The sequence below is a fragment of the Niveispirillum cyanobacteriorum genome (genome assembly GCF_002868735.1).
GTDB classification, from domain to species: domain Bacteria; phylum Pseudomonadota; class Alphaproteobacteria; order Azospirillales; family Azospirillaceae; genus Niveispirillum; species Niveispirillum cyanobacteriorum.
Genome location: NZ_CP025612.1, coordinates 232,095 through 245,783 on the forward strand (window position 1 = coordinate 232,095; position 13,689 = coordinate 245,783).

Annotated in this window: 13 protein-coding genes; 5 read left to right on the forward strand and 8 right to left on the reverse strand. The window is 62.2% G+C overall.

The window, feature by feature from the left end:
- The first annotated feature begins 1 nt into the window (after position 1).
- Positions 2-1,051, forward strand: a complete 1,050-nt coding sequence (locus C0V82_RS17000; RefSeq protein ID WP_102113662.1) for a peptidoglycan -binding protein — start codon at positions 2-4, stop codon at positions 1,049-1,051.
- 7 nt (positions 1,052-1,058) lie between these two features.
- Here the strand turns inward: C0V82_RS17000 and C0V82_RS17005 are convergent, their stop codons facing one another.
- Genes C0V82_RS17005 through C0V82_RS17015 form a run of 3 tightly spaced genes read right to left on the reverse strand, consistent with a single transcriptional unit; the run spans position 1,059 to position 2,531 of the window.
- A complete protein-coding gene (locus C0V82_RS17005; RefSeq protein ID WP_102113663.1) occupies positions 1,059-1,601 on the reverse strand; it encodes a hypothetical protein in 543 nt (180 codons plus the stop codon).
- A 34-nt stretch (positions 1,602-1,635) separates the two neighbouring features.
- Positions 1,636-2,169: an SRPBCC domain-containing protein gene (locus C0V82_RS17010; protein WP_158660003.1), complete on the reverse strand. Its 534-nt coding sequence runs from the start codon at positions 2,167-2,169 to the stop codon at positions 1,636-1,638.
- Between the two features lie 14 nt (positions 2,170-2,183).
- Positions 2,184-2,531, reverse strand: coding sequence for an ArsR/SmtB family transcription factor (locus C0V82_RS17015; RefSeq protein ID WP_102113665.1), 348 nt, complete (start codon positions 2,529-2,531; stop codon positions 2,184-2,186).
- Between the two features lie 122 nt (positions 2,532-2,653).
- Here C0V82_RS17015 and C0V82_RS26970 point away from each other — a divergent pair, with 122 nt between their 5' ends.
- Entirely contained in the window at positions 2,654-3,235 is a 582-nt protein-coding gene (locus C0V82_RS26970) for a DUF6680 family protein (protein WP_158660004.1), read from the forward strand.
- Between the two features lie 45 nt (positions 3,236-3,280).
- On the opposite strand, the gene C0V82_RS17020 is transcribed toward C0V82_RS26970, so the two are convergent.
- The 3 genes from C0V82_RS17020 to fabI are packed head-to-tail and all read right to left on the reverse strand — an operon-like array spanning position 3,281 to position 6,091.
- A complete protein-coding gene (locus C0V82_RS17020; RefSeq protein ID WP_102113666.1) occupies positions 3,281-4,141 on the reverse strand; it encodes a phytanoyl-CoA dioxygenase family protein in 861 nt (286 codons plus the stop codon).
- A gap of 2 nt (positions 4,142-4,143) precedes the next feature.
- On the reverse strand, positions 4,144-5,229 hold the full coding sequence (aroC, locus tag C0V82_RS17025) for a chorismate synthase (RefSeq protein WP_102113667.1): 1,086 nt from the start codon (positions 5,227-5,229) through the stop codon (positions 4,144-4,146).
- Positions 5,230-5,236: 7 nt separating this feature from the next.
- The gene (fabI, locus tag C0V82_RS17030; protein ID WP_245924269.1) at positions 5,237-6,091 is read right to left on the reverse strand and encodes an enoyl-ACP reductase FabI; all 855 of its coding nucleotides are present in this window, start codon (positions 6,089-6,091) and stop codon (positions 5,237-5,239) included.
- Positions 6,092-6,199: 108 nt separating this feature from the next.
- On the opposite strand from fabI, the gene C0V82_RS17035 reads away from it, so the two are divergent.
- The 3 genes from C0V82_RS17035 (at position 6,200) to C0V82_RS17045 (ending at position 11,198) form a co-directional block, all read left to right on the forward strand.
- Positions 6,200-7,462: a YihY family inner membrane protein gene (locus tag C0V82_RS17035; RefSeq protein WP_158660005.1), complete on the forward strand. Its 1,263-nt coding sequence runs from the start codon at positions 6,200-6,202 to the stop codon at positions 7,460-7,462.
- 324 nt (positions 7,463-7,786) lie between these two features.
- On the forward strand, positions 7,787-10,711 hold the full coding sequence (locus tag C0V82_RS17040) for a TonB-dependent receptor domain-containing protein (RefSeq protein ID WP_199772574.1): 2,925 nt from the start codon (positions 7,787-7,789) through the stop codon (positions 10,709-10,711).
- Between the two features lie 181 nt (positions 10,712-10,892).
- The gene (locus tag C0V82_RS17045) at positions 10,893-11,198 is read left to right on the forward strand and encodes a hypothetical protein (protein WP_158660006.1); all 306 of its coding nucleotides are present in this window, start codon (positions 10,893-10,895) and stop codon (positions 11,196-11,198) included.
- 117 nt (positions 11,199-11,315) lie between these two features.
- On the opposite strand, the gene C0V82_RS17050 is transcribed toward C0V82_RS17045, so the two are convergent.
- Both C0V82_RS17050 and C0V82_RS17055 read right to left on the reverse strand, forming a co-directional pair.
- Positions 11,316-13,139 (reverse strand): tetratricopeptide repeat protein, encoded by a 1,824-nt coding sequence (locus tag C0V82_RS17050; protein ID WP_102113670.1) that lies wholly within the window; start codon positions 13,137-13,139, stop codon positions 11,316-11,318.
- A gap of 9 nt (positions 13,140-13,148) precedes the next feature.
- Entirely contained in the window at positions 13,149-13,637 is a 489-nt protein-coding gene (locus C0V82_RS17055; protein WP_102113671.1) for an RNA pyrophosphohydrolase, read from the reverse strand.
- Between the last annotated feature and the right edge of the window lie 52 nt (positions 13,638-13,689).

Consider the following 13,689-nt stretch of genomic DNA (forward strand, 5'->3'; position numbering starts at 1 on the left):
CATGGCCTATGTCCGGCGGCGCGGATCACGGGGGGAGAAGGTCGATATCTGGCCCGGTTGGGTGGATGCGCTGTCCAGCCTGACCATGGTCGTCATCTTCCTGCTGATGGTGTTCGTGCTGGGCCAGTTCTATCTGACCAGCGCGCTACAGGGTCGCGACCGGCAATTGGCCGATCTGCAAAGCCGGGTGGCACAGCTGGCCGACGCCCTGGCGCTTGAACGCGACAGCAATGCCCGCATGCAGGCCGATTTCGGGCAGCTGACCGACCGGTTGCGCGCAACCCTGGCGGAGAAGGAGGCGCTGCAGGCCCGTATCGACGCCATGGGCGGGACGGCGGATGCGGCGGCCACGGCGGCCACGGCGGATGAACGCATCGCCGGCCTGACCAGGGATCTGGAGGAAGAGCGCAAGATCAGCGCGGCGGCCCGCAATGAGGTGGCGTTGTTGAACCAGCAGATCGCCGCCCTGCGTGCCCAGCTCCAGCAATTAGTCACCAGCCTGGATGCATCGGAAGCGAAAGCCAAAGAGCAGGAGGTGCAAATCGCCGAACTGGGCAAGCGCCTGAATGCCGCCCTGGCCGGCAAAGTGGCGGAACTGGCGCGGTTTCGGTCTGAATTCTTTGGCCGGCTGCGTGAAATTCTGGGCAACCGCGATGATGTGCGCATCGTCGGCGACCGGTTCGTGTTCCAGTCCGAAGTGCTGTTTGACAGCGGCTCTGCCGAATTGGGGGAGGCGGGGCAGGTACAGTTGGGCCGGCTGGCCAAGACGCTTTTGGAACTGACGGCGCAGATGCCGCCGGAGATTAACTGGATCCTGCGCGTCGATGGCCACACGGATGTGGTGCCCATCAAATCCGGACGCTGGGCCAGCAATTGGGAACTGTCGACGGCGCGTGCCATCTCCGTCGTGAATTTTCTGGTCCAGATGGGGGTGCCGCCGGAACGGCTGGCCGCCACGGGCTTTGGCGAGTTCCAGCCGCTGGAGCCGGGCAACAGCCCGGCGTCCCTGGCGTTGAACCGCCGGATCGAGTTGAAGCTCGACAGCCGTTGATAGCCCTTTACCGGGCTTTGGGGAAGGGCGGCAGCTCCGCCGTCGCCGCCTCGCGATAGGTGATGGTGTGGCCCGGTGTCCATTTTCCGTCGGACAGGAACTCCGCCTGATTGGTCAGGACCCCATCCTTCAGGGTCAGGGTGGAGCGCACCTTGCTGATCTTGGGATGGCCGGCCACATCTTCCTCGGCCACCAGCTTGCCTGGCCCCTCGGCGCGCATCACGCCCTGGGTGTGGAAACCGGCGGTCGTGAAATAGTGATAGATCATGGTCTTGCGCGGCTTGTCCCAAAAGACCAGCGTTTCCCCGCCATAGGACAGGTCGCCCAGAATGTGGGTGATGCGCACCGCCTTGCCGCCCAGCGCCCATTCCCAGCGGGATTGATCCACCATCGGCTTGCCATCGGGGCCGGTGCCCTCGCCGCGCCAGCTTTTGCCTACCATGCCGGCAATATCAGTGAATGGGTCGGTGTCGGCGGCCTGCGCCGGGGTCTGGCCCAGTAGCATGGCCAGGATCAGGCCGATGGCGGCCAGCCAGTTGCGCATGATCATATCTCTCTCCCTGACTTTGCTTGTTATTGGGGCTTCAACCGGCGTCGCGGTCTTGCAAGGGCCAGTTCTCGGCCAGCGTGCGCTTGGGCAGGACGAAGCCCATCACGCCGAACATCGCGTACATCACCCGCGTGCCAAAGGGCACCGTGCCCGTCTCCACCACGGATTTCAGGTTGGCCAGGATGTTGGTGCCGCCCTGGTCCATTTCCTTGGCCGTACGGGTGCCGTGGGGAATGTTCTCCACGGTCAAGGTGACCTCCACGATGCCGTCGGCTTGTGGGAACAGTTCATAGATGACGGTGCAGGGGGCATCGTCGAACTGTGTGAAGCGGAACGTGTGGGCAAAGCGGCGGGGCGGGTCATATTCCAGCACCTCCCCCACCACCAGGGTGCGGCGGCGGTCAGCTGTGCGCATCTGTACCGCCGCCCCAGTATGAAAGCCGGTATTGACCATCAGGGCGTTGAACACCGCCTGCTGTGGTGTGTCAGTCTTGGTCAGTTCCCGCCAGATGGCCTCTACCGAGCCTTTGATTTTGGTGCGGAAAACCTTCTTGTTCTCATCCCCCATGATATCTCCCCCTGTCATGAGCCTGCTTCGATCTTGTCCTTCAGGTCCAGCAGCTTGCCGGCCCAGAAATCATCAAACTCATCCGACCAGCGGCGGTGGATGGCGCGCAGCGGCAGGGTGTTGACGTACAGCCGTCGTTCCCGCCCCGCCTTTTCCGACACGACCAGATCCGCCTCTTCCAGAACGCGCAGATGTTTCAGCACGCCAATCCGGCTCATCTCGAACGCTGACAGCAGGTCCGCGACGATGCAGCCGGGGTTGCCCCGGATCAGGTCCAGCAGCCGCCGCCGTTCCCGGCTGGCCAGAGCCTGGAACACTGCATCAGTCGCCGCCTCGTCAAGCTGGTACAGATCATCCCTCATAGGTAACCAGTAGGTTACATATTTAAGTGCGAGTCAAGGGGTTTGAAACGAGTGCGGCTGTCCTTGGCGAATTCATAAAAATCAACTAAGTTCAAGATTGCAGAAGTCTGCGGGAGGTTGCTGTGGATTGGACGATTAAATTTACTGATATAGCCATTGTAATCGCGACCTTCCTCGGCCCAATAATTGCCGTTCGTATACAAAAACACATTGAACGTTCTCGCGAAACTAATGATCGCCGTCTGGCGATATTCAGAACACTTATGACCACTCGGCTGATGAATTTAGCCCCAGAGCATGTACAGGCTATAAATGCGATCCCATTGGATTTTTATGGAAAAGGAAGGAAATTGAAATGCATTAGAGAGCATTGGGCGACGTACATGAATCACTTATCGAGGAAAGATATGTCCACCGAGTTGTGGGCAAAAACGCGTGGCGAGTTGTTTGTTAACATGCTCTATGAAATAGCAGAGTATCTTGGATATAATATTCCAAAAGTAGAGTTGGAGCGGGATTTTTATAATCCTGTCGCTTATGAGACGTTGGAGAATGAACAGGCACTAATAAGAAAAGGCATGGTTCAGTTATTAAATGGATCCTCGTCAATTTCGATGAATGTTTTAAGTGTACCTGAAAATGAAGAAGCTACCGCAGCGCTTGTTGAAATTCGCAACATACTGAGAGAAAAACACACAACATAGTATTATTGGAAAGAGATAATTCTATCATTCCGTTTCTTGCGGCAACTAATGCGTAAAGCCGCGTGCCGGGTCGTCGGCGGGGCGTTGCAGCCAGTTGCTGGCCGGGTAACCGCAGGCGCCATCGACCACATGGATCGTGTACGCATGGCGAGACTTGTCGGACCGGTTCGGCCCCGACAGGTGCGGCAGCAGGCCGTGCAGCAGGATCAGGGTGCCGCGTTTGGCCGGCAGAGGGACGTAGCCATTCTCGGGCGTGCAGTCAGGCCAGGGGCTGTCATCCAGCACTTCCATCGTCACGCCGCCACCAACAGCGCGGTTGAAGCGCTTCTTAAGACCAGCCTTGTGCCCGCCCGGCAGGGCCCACATGCAGCCATTATCCAGGGTCGCATCCTGCACCGCGAACCAGAAGCCAACCACGCTCATCGGTTCGGTGTAAAGGAAGGTGCTGTCCTGATGGCACACCACCTCGCCACCGATATGTGGCTGCTTGAAGATATACATCGACTGCATCAGCAGGGGCTTCGCCATGCCGATATCGCCGGCGATGGCGCCCAGCCGGGCATCACGGGAAAAGCCATCGAACACCGGGTCGCGATCATGCATGGCATGGCCGATCTTGTTGATCGACAGATGCTTTTCCTGACGCAGGCGCCCTGCCGTATCAAACGCCTCTTCCTCAAAGAAGAAGCGGATCTGGTTGCCCGACGACATGAAATAATCGTCGGAGGTCTTCTGCTGGTTGACCGTGGAGAAGACCGAGGCATGGGCATCGGCATCAAACCCATCGACCAGCCGTCCAGCCTGGGCCATCAGCGCGTCACAGGCGGCATCACTGGCAAAGCCCGGTAGCACCAGGAACCCGTCCCGGTGATAGGCGTCGATCTGGTCTTGGGTCAGGTACGGCATTTTCATTGCCCCAAGGCGCGGGCGCGCAGGAAATGGTCTGCAAGGACGGTCGCCATCATCGCCTCACCCACCGGCACGGCGCGGATGCCGACGCAGGGATCGTGGCGGCCCTTAGTCAGAATATCCGCTTCGTTACCGAAACGATCCACCGTTTGACGCGGGGTCAGGATGGAGGAGGTCGGTTTGACAGCGAAACGAACCACGATATCCTGGCCCGTGGAGATTCCACCCAAGATACCGCCGGCATGGTTGGACAGGAACACAGGCTTGCCGTCCGGACCGAGCCGCATCTGATCGGCGTTTTCCTCACCGGTCAGGGAGGCGGCGTCGAACCCGGCACCGATTTCCACGCCCTTGACGGCGTTGATGGTCATCATGGCCTGGGCCAGATCGCTGTCCAGCTTGTCATAGATCGGCTCCCCCCACCCGGCAGGAACGCCGCTGGCCACGACCTCAATGACCGCGCCAACGGAGGACCCGGCCTTACGGATACCGTCCAGATACTCGGCCCATTGTTCGGCCATCACGGGATCGGGGCAGAAGAACGGGTTCTGATCGACCTGTGCCCAGTCCCAGCGAGACCGGTCCACCTTGTGCGGCCCCATCTGTACCATGGCGGCGCGGATACTGATGCCGCCGCCGGGCGCGGTTTCCAGCACCCGGCGGGCCACAGCACCGGCGGCCACGCGGCTGGCCGTTTCGCGCGCGGACGAACGACCGCCGCCGCGATAATCGCGGATGCCATATTTAGCATCATAGGTGAAGTCGGCATGGCCGGGGCGGAACTTGTCCTTGATGTCCCCGTAATCCTTGGACCGCTGATCCTCGTTCTCGATGAACAGCATGATGGGCGTGCCCGTGGTCAGGCCCTCGAACACGCCGGACTTGATCTGCACGCTGTCCGGCTCGCGCCGCTGCGTGACATATTTGCTCTGGCCGGGCTTGCGCTTGTCCAGAAAGGTCTGGATGAACACCTCATCCAGGTGCAGGCGCGACGGCACCCCATCCACGATGCAGCCGATGGCCGGGCCATGGCTTTCGCCGAAGGTGGTGAACCGGAACAGGGTACCGAAGCTGTTGCCCGCCATTTTGAAATCAGCCCTCGCCCATGCCGGCCAGCAGCTTGCCCGTCTCAACGGCGGCGTCCACCTGCACCATGCCGACGGTGTGATAGCCGCTGTCGACATGCAGGTTCTCACCCGTCACGCCGCTGCCCAGGTCTGACAGCAGGAACAGGCCGGCATTGCCCACCTCGGTGATGGTGACGTTGCGGCGCAGGGGCGCGTTCAGCTCATTCCATTTCAGGATATAGCGGAAATCGCCGATGCCGCTGGCGGCCAGCGTCTTGATCGGGCCGGCGGAGATGGAATTGACGCGGATGCCCTGCGGACCCAGGTCGTTGGCCAGGTACTTGACGCTGGTTTCCAGCGCCGCCTTGGCCACGCCCATGACATTATAATGCGGCATCACCTTTTCCGCCCCGTAATAGGACAGCGTCAGCAGGCTGCCGCCTTCCTTCATCAGGGGCACCGCGCGCTGGGCCACGGCGGTGAAGCTGTAGCAGGAAATATCCAGGCTCTTCAGGAAGTTGCCGCGCGTGGTATTGAGGTACAGCCCGTCCAACTCGTTCTTGTCGGAAAAGGCGATGGCATGCACCACGAAATCCAGGCCGCCCCACTTTTCCTTGATCGTTTCGAAGGCCGCGTCAATGCTGGCCTCATCCGTTACGTCACAAGGCAGCAGGATATCGGAACCAACCTGATCGGCCAGCGGCTTCACGCGCTTCAGCAGGGCGTCGCCCTGATAGGTGAAGGCAAGCTGGGCGCCATGCTGGGCCGCGACCTGGGCGATGCCCCAGGCGATGGAACGGTCATTGGCGACACCCATGATGAGGCCGCGCTTGCCGGCCATCAGGCCGCTGCTGATCTGGGTGGTGGCGCTGTTCGTCATTCTCTTCTCTCCGCCATGGCCGGTCGGCCATAAATCGGGGCGCATCCTACACGAACGAAATCGAGGGTCAAACGCATGGCAGGCGGGTCAGGGTTTTCGGGGACAAGGATGCGCAACCTGTTGCGGCTGCTGCGTGACGGGCACACCATCCTGGCCCATGCCGCCCGCCGTTTTGCGCGGGATAAGGGGTTTGTGTCAGCCTCTGCCCTGACCTATACGACGCTGCTGGCCCTGGTGCCGCTGCTGACGGTCGTGTTCGCGATCTTCACGGCCTTTCCCGCCTATCGGCGGCTGCGGCAGCAGGCGGAAACCCTGTTGTTCCAGAGTCTGGTGCCGCAGGTGGGCGATCAGATACAGTCCTATGCTGGCACGTTCGTGGCCAAGGCCGGCGCTCTGACGGGCCTGGGCGTGGTCGGTCTGACCATCACGGCCATCCTGCTGTTCTTCTCCATCGAAGGGGCGCTGAATTCCATCTGGCGGGCGGCGGAACCGCGTCCTTTGCTGACACGGCTTCTGTCCTTCTGGGCTGTGCTGACCATGGCGCCGCTGCTGCTGGGGGCCAGCCTGTCGCTGGGTCTGGGCGCCCTGGCCCGGATGAAGGCGGATGGTGATCCGGGACTGGCCTTCGCACTGTCCCTGGTGCCGTTCCTGTTTGAAACGGCGGCCTTTACCTTGATGTATGTGGCCATCCCCAACCGGGAGGTGGCCTGGAAGGATGCGCTGGCCGGCGGGGCTGTGGCCGGGCTGGCGACAGAGCTGGCCAAGACCGGCTTTTCCTTCTACCTGACCCTGTTTCCGACATATGAGGCGATCTATGGCGCCCTGTCGGTGGTGCCGACCTTCCTGCTGTGGCTCTACCTGCTCTGGTCCGTGGTGCTGTTCGGTGCCGAACTGGCGGCGTCGCTGCCGGAGTGGCGGGCGGGGCGGCTGAACGGGGAGGAAGGGGGGCTTGCCACCGGGCAGCGTCTGATGGTGGCGCTGGCCCTACTGGATGCCTTGTATCAGGCCAGCCGGCACGGGGTGGGATTGAAGCGCGAGGCGCTGTCGCGCCGCGTGCCGGTGGGTGGCGTCGTGATCGATGACATGCTGGAATCCTTGCGAAAATCACATTGGGTGGAACGGTCGGGACGCGGCGCCTGGATGGTTTCGCGTGACCTGAACCGGGCCAGTTTGGCCGATCTGCGCCTGGCCCTGGACCTCGCGATTCGTGGCGAGAATGTCATGGTGGAGCGTCTGGATACGGGTTGGGCAGCCGACACGGCCGGATTGATCACAAATGCCGAGCAAGCGGGTCGCGAAATGCTGAACGTTTCGCTGGCAACGATTTTTGCGTCGCAAAATGACCGGAAGGGGCCACCGGAAGCGGCCTGAAGCCTTGAAACCCGCCTGTTACAAGGCGGTACCGTGCTGTCACACTGTTCCATGCGTCCGAGGCGCGGAATCTCTGCCTTTCGGTCTATGCAAGTGCAAAGATGCAACGGTCTTCAGCAATGTTGAGTCACCAATGTGAAACACCTATTGCAAGCGCGAGAGAATAGATTGTTATTTGCGGGCAGCAGCTATGCGGCTCATCGCGACCTTGGTCTCCAGACCTGATGGAAACGGTGGGTGGTTCCGGCCCTGAACGGGGGTCTGGAGTCTGGGGCAACCCAATCGGTGTCCACCAACGGGCACCTGGAAAAGGGAAAGAGATAGATGAAGCAGTCCGTATATTCCGCGCGGTCGATCCGCGGCCTTCTGATGGCCGGCGCCGCTGTGAGCGCCGTCGCCATGACCGCCGCTCCGGCCATGGCCCAGGAGATTGAAGAAATCGTCGTCACCGGTTCGCGCATTGCGTCGCCGAACCTGGTTTCGACGTCGCCGATCACCGTGGTCGGTCAGGACGAAATCAAGTACCAGGGCACGACCCGCGTCGAAGACCTGGTCAACAGCCTGCCGCAGGCTTTCGCCAGCCAGACCAGCCAGGTCTCGAACGGCTCGACCGGTACCGCCACCATCGACCTGCGTAACCTGGGCCCGTCCCGTACGCTGGTTCTGGTCGACGGCAAGCGTCTGCCGCCGGGTTCCCCGGGTTCGGGCGGCTCCGCTCCCGACATCAACCAGATCCCCGGCGCGCTGATCGAGCGTGTTGAAGTGGCCACCGGCGGCGCCTCTGCCGTGTACGGCTCCGACGCCGTCGCCGGCGTTGTGAACTTCATCATGAAGGACGATTTCGAAGGCGTGGCTTTCGACTATCAGTTCTCCTTCTACCAGCACAATAACGACAATGGCCCGGCTCGCGACGCCGTGAACCGCGGTCGCTATCCGCTGCCCGACGACAGCGTGACCGACGGCTTCACCCGCGACGCCACCGTCGTGATGGGCGCCTCCACCGAAGACGGCAAGGGCAACGTGACCCTGTATGCCGGCTACCGTAAGATCGATGCCATCCTGCAGTCCGAGCGTGACTATTCCGCTTGTACGGTTGCCGCTGGCGCCGGCGTGTGGAACTGCTCCGGTTCCGGCACCACCTTCCCGACCCGTATCGTTCTGACCACCGGCACTGTCGGCGGCGGCACCGCCCCGGCCAACGGCCAGCTGAACGATGCCGGTGTGTTTGTTCCGTACTACCAGCCCTACAATTTCGGCCCGCTGAACTACTATCAGCGTCCGGACGAGCGTTACACGCTGGGCGCTTTCGGCAAGTACGAGATCAACGAGAACGTTACTGCCTACACGCAGCTGATGTTCATGGACAACCAGACGGTTGCCCAGATCGCTCCGTCCGGCATCTTTGGCCAGTCGTTCAACATCCGTTGCGATAACGCCATGCTGTCCGCTGCTCAGCGCACGCAGTATTGCGGCTCGCTGGCCGGCACCAGCAACACCGTCAACATGACGCTGTTCCGTCGTAACACGGAAGGTGGCGGTCGTCAGTCTGACCTGCAGCACACCTCCTGGCGCATGACCGGCGGCTTCAAGGGTGATGTCGGCGGCTGGGACTATGACGTCTATGGCCAGTATGCCCGCGTCAACTTTGCCCAGACCTACTACAACGACTTCTCGATCTCCCGTATCGGTCAGTCGCTGGACGCCGTCCGTAACGCCGCCGGCCAGATCGTCTGCCGCGACGACAGCAATGGCTGCGCCCCGTACAACATCTTCACGCCGGGTGGCGTGACCCAGGCTGCTCTGGACTTCCTGCAGACCCCCGGCTTCCAGCGCGGTTACACCGAGCAGAAGTTGGCCTCGGGCAGCATCTCGAAGGACCTGGGCGACTATGGCCTGACCTTCCCGACCGCTTCCACGGGCGTCGCCATCGCTCTGGGTGCGGAATATCGTGAAGAGTACCTGCAGCGCACCGTGGACAGCGCCTTCGCCACTGGCGATCTGGCTGGTCAGGGCGGCCCGACGCTGGGCGTTGCCGGCGGCTTCGACGTGACCGAACTGTTCGGCGAAATGCGCGTTCCGCTGATCGAAGACGCTCCGTTCGTCAAGCAGCTGACCCTGGACCTGGGCTACCGTTATTCGGATTACTCGAACTTCGGTGGCACCGACACCTACAAGGTGGCCGGTGACTGGGCGCCGATCGATGATCTGCGTATCCGTGGTAGCTACAACCGCGCCGTCCGCGCCCCGAACGTCCAGGAACTGTTCACGCCGCAGGGCCTGGGCCTGTTCAACATGGACACGGATCCCTGCGCCGGTACGGCTCCGCAGTTCACGGCTGCCCAGTGCGCCAACATGGGCGTGACCGCTGCCCAGTATGGCCGCATCCTGGACAACTCCGCTGGTCAGTATAACTCGCTGGACGGTGGTAACCCGAACCTGCAGCCGGAAACGTCTGACACCTACTCGATCGGCTTCGTGGCCACCCCGTCGGTGATCGAAGGCCTGACGCTGACGGTTGACTACTTCAAGATCAAGATCAAGGACGTCATCTCGACCGTTCCGCCTGATCTGGCCGTCAATCTCTGCGGCACGACCGGCAATGCCGCTTACTGCTCGCTGATCACCCGCGATCCGACCTCCGGTTCGCTGTGGATCGGCACCATCGCCAACGTCAAGGCGACCAACGTCAACATCGCTTCGCTGTCTACCTCGGGCATCGACGTCGATCTGGCCTACCGCTTCGATCTGGAAGACGTGGGTCTGGCCGATGCCGGCTCCGTGGCTTTCAGCATGGTCGGTACCTGGATGGATACCGCCAAGAGCGAGCCGCTGCCGGGTGAAGGCGTGTACGACTGCGTGGGCTACCATGGCTCCACCTGCGGCGTGCCGACCCCCGAATGGCGTCACCGTCTGCGCACCACCTGGGCGACCCCGTGGGATGCCAACCTGTCGGTCTCCTGGCGCTACATCTCCAGCGTGAAGGCGCAGGCCGCTTCGCCGAACCCGCTGCTGAGCGCTGCTGTGAACCCGCTGAACCGCAAGTTCGATGCGTACAACTACATCGACGTGGCTGCCACCTACAGCCCGATCGAGAACCTGTCGCTGTCGCTCGGCGTGAACAACGTGTTCGACAAGGACCCGCCGCTGTCGGGCGTGCTGGCTGCCGTGTTCGGCAACGGCAACACCTATCCGGGCGTGTACGACTCGATGGGCCGTTACGTGTTCATGGGCGCCCAGGTCAAGTTCTGATCTGATCGCCTTTGAATGTGAGTATGGGAATGGCGGGGCTTCGGCTCCGCCATTTTCATTTGGGGTTCCGGCTTGAAATGGTCACAGGGTTTGGCGCTTTCCTGCCGCCCCGTTGCCCCATTCTAGCCGCGATGCGGCGTCAACCTGCCTTCATGTCCATGGCAGTGGATAGGATATGAAGATGAAACGCATGCTTTCCCTGGCCGCCCTGGCGGCAGCCCTGATGTCCCTGTCCCCGGTTGGGGATGCGCTGGCCGGTGGCCGTCATGACCGTGACCGGCAGCACCACCATCATCATTATTATGATCGCGGGTATGATCATCGGGGTGGTCGCCATCACCACCACCATTATCACCGACCGCCCCCGCCGCCGGTATACTACCACTACTACGTACCGCCGCCGCGCCCGCCGGCCACCATCATCTATCGCGACTATGGCCGTGGCCCGTCGCTGGTTCTGGATGTGGAGATCGGGCGCCGGCGCTGATGTAACGTTTCGTTCTCCTCAATCGCCGGCGCTGCATCCGCAGCTTGGCTACCGACATGTGCCGTGCGGCGGCGGTCGCCGCCGGAGCTGTTTCAGTTCAATTGAAAACAGCTTTGGTCAGGCCGGGACCAGATCAAAGGCGATGGTGATGCGCGGGATCTCATCCTGAAACGGCACGGTCCCGTGCCAGAAATAGGATGGAAACAACACCAGCCGGCCCGGCTTCGGCTGTACGGCATGCAGGGCGGGCAGGCTGACCTCTGGTCCCAGATTGGGAACACCGAAGGTCAGCCACCCCGACTGGTCGCCGGTATCGGCTGCCGGCGGCACCTGCAGGTAATAGACGCCGCTGATCCAGCCTTCGGGATGGATATGGTGGGTGTGGAATCCCCCATCACGCAGGCGCGATGACCAGGAGCCGGCAAAGGCCAGTCCCTTGCCCCGCCGCCCGAAATAGGGGTGCTCCGGGCGGTCGGGCATCGCGTCGACATAGGCGCGCACAGTGGCCAGAATCTGCTCACGCAGAACCACAATAGGTGCGTCGTCGCGTTGTGCGAACAGATTGGCGCTGGTTTGCGTGCCCTTGCGCAGGGTCAGGTGGATCGGTTCATTGACCGTGTCGTGCAGCCTGTCCAGCAGCGTCAGTGTTTCGGCCAGGAACGTGTCCAGATCGGCCCAGCCCTGGGGTGCGGGTAGATCAAATACGGCGACACAGCCATCGATCTCGCCATTGCCGCTATCGCCATCCAGCCGGCTGAGCGTACCGAGCAGGGCGAGGCTGTACTGGTCATACGGAAAGGCCGTCAATGTGTGGCGGGCCATGTCGCGCGCGCCGTGCCGGTCGCCGGACCGCAGCAGGGCCAGGGCGAGATCATTGTGCAGAGACAGGTTGTCCGGATGGGCCTCCAGCAGCTGCCGCAGCACTGGCACCGCTTCGGTTGGCCGGTCGGCCCGCAGCAGCAAGCTGGCCTGACGGCGCAACACCGACGGATCGGTTGGGGCCAGTGACAGGGCCAGGGCACAATTCTGCATCGCCGCATCGACGAAGCCGAACTCCGCCTGCAATTCTGCGGCGATATCCAGGGCGCGGGCCGATTTTGGCTGTGCCCGCATCACGGCGTAGATGGCGTCGAACACATTATCCAGCCGCCCCAAGGTCCAGAGCCGGCGGGCAAGGTTGCGGTGGGCGTCCCGGTCCAGCGGGTCATGCTGGATCGCGGTCTGGAAGGCCTGAATGCTTTCCTCATGCCGGCTCAAATCCCCCATCAGATTGCCCAGCAGCAGCCAGGCATCCTTTGACTGCGGGGCGACCGCCACGGCCTGCCGCACAAGCGGCTCCGCATCGGCATATCGATGCTGCCGGCGCAGGATGGAGGCGAGGTTGATCAGAACCAGGGGATGATCGGGCGCCAGCGTGCGGGCGCTTATCAGCGCCGCTTCTGCCTCTGCCAGCTGCTCTGCATCGCCATGGATAAGGCCCAGCATCAACAAGCTGGGCAGATGCTGGGGCGAGAGTTTCAGGGCGGCGGCACAGGCCTTCTGCGCCTCATCCAGGCGCCGCATCGCATGCAGTGCCTTGCCGCGATGATACTGGAATTCCGCATTTCCCGGCATGAGGGCGATGGCCCGGTCGTAACAGGTCAGGGCATCGGCGGCTCGCTGCTCCGCCAGATGCAGATTGCCCAGATTGCTCCACACCCCCGGCTGCCGCGGATTGGCGTCCAGTGAGCGGCGCATGTAATCCACGGCAAGGTCGGGCCGGCCCGCATTCTTCGCCAGCAGGCCCAGAAGCTGCCAGGCGTCGGGATTGCGCGGATCAATGGTCAGCACCTGCCTGTAGGCCTGTTCGGCCTGGACCGCGCGTCCCGCCTTCTGCGCGGCAAGGCCCGCCTGCAGCAATTGCCCGATGCGCTGCGCCGCCGTTCCCGTCAGCCCCGCCATGGCAATGCCTCAGCCTGGAACGGCCAGATGGCCCAACTCGGCCACCACCTGTTCATAGGTCGCGCGCTTGAAGGGTACGATCAGGCTGGTCAGCTTATGCATCGGCACCCACTGCCAGGCATCGAACTCCGGATGTTCGGTTTCAATATTGATGTCGGCGTCCGTGCCCGTGAACCGGCAAGCCACCCATTTCTGGGTCTGGCCGCGGTACCGGCCACCCCAGACCTTGCCCACCAGATGGGGCGGCAGATCATAGGACAGCCACTGTCCGCTTTCGGCCAGGATCACGGCCTTGGCTGTGCCGATCTCTTCCTTTAACTCACGCAGGGCGGCCTGGGCCGGGCTTTCACCATCATCAATGCCACCCTGCGGCATCTGCCAGGCGTCGGGGGTGTCCGTACGCTTGGCCACGAAGATGTGGCCGTCCTGGTTGATCAGCATGATGCCGACACAGGGACGGTAGGGAAGGGTGCTGGGATCGGGCTTGTGCTTCGCCATTTGTCATTCTTTGGATTGCTGTCGCATGCTGGCATGCACCGTAGCCCAGCGA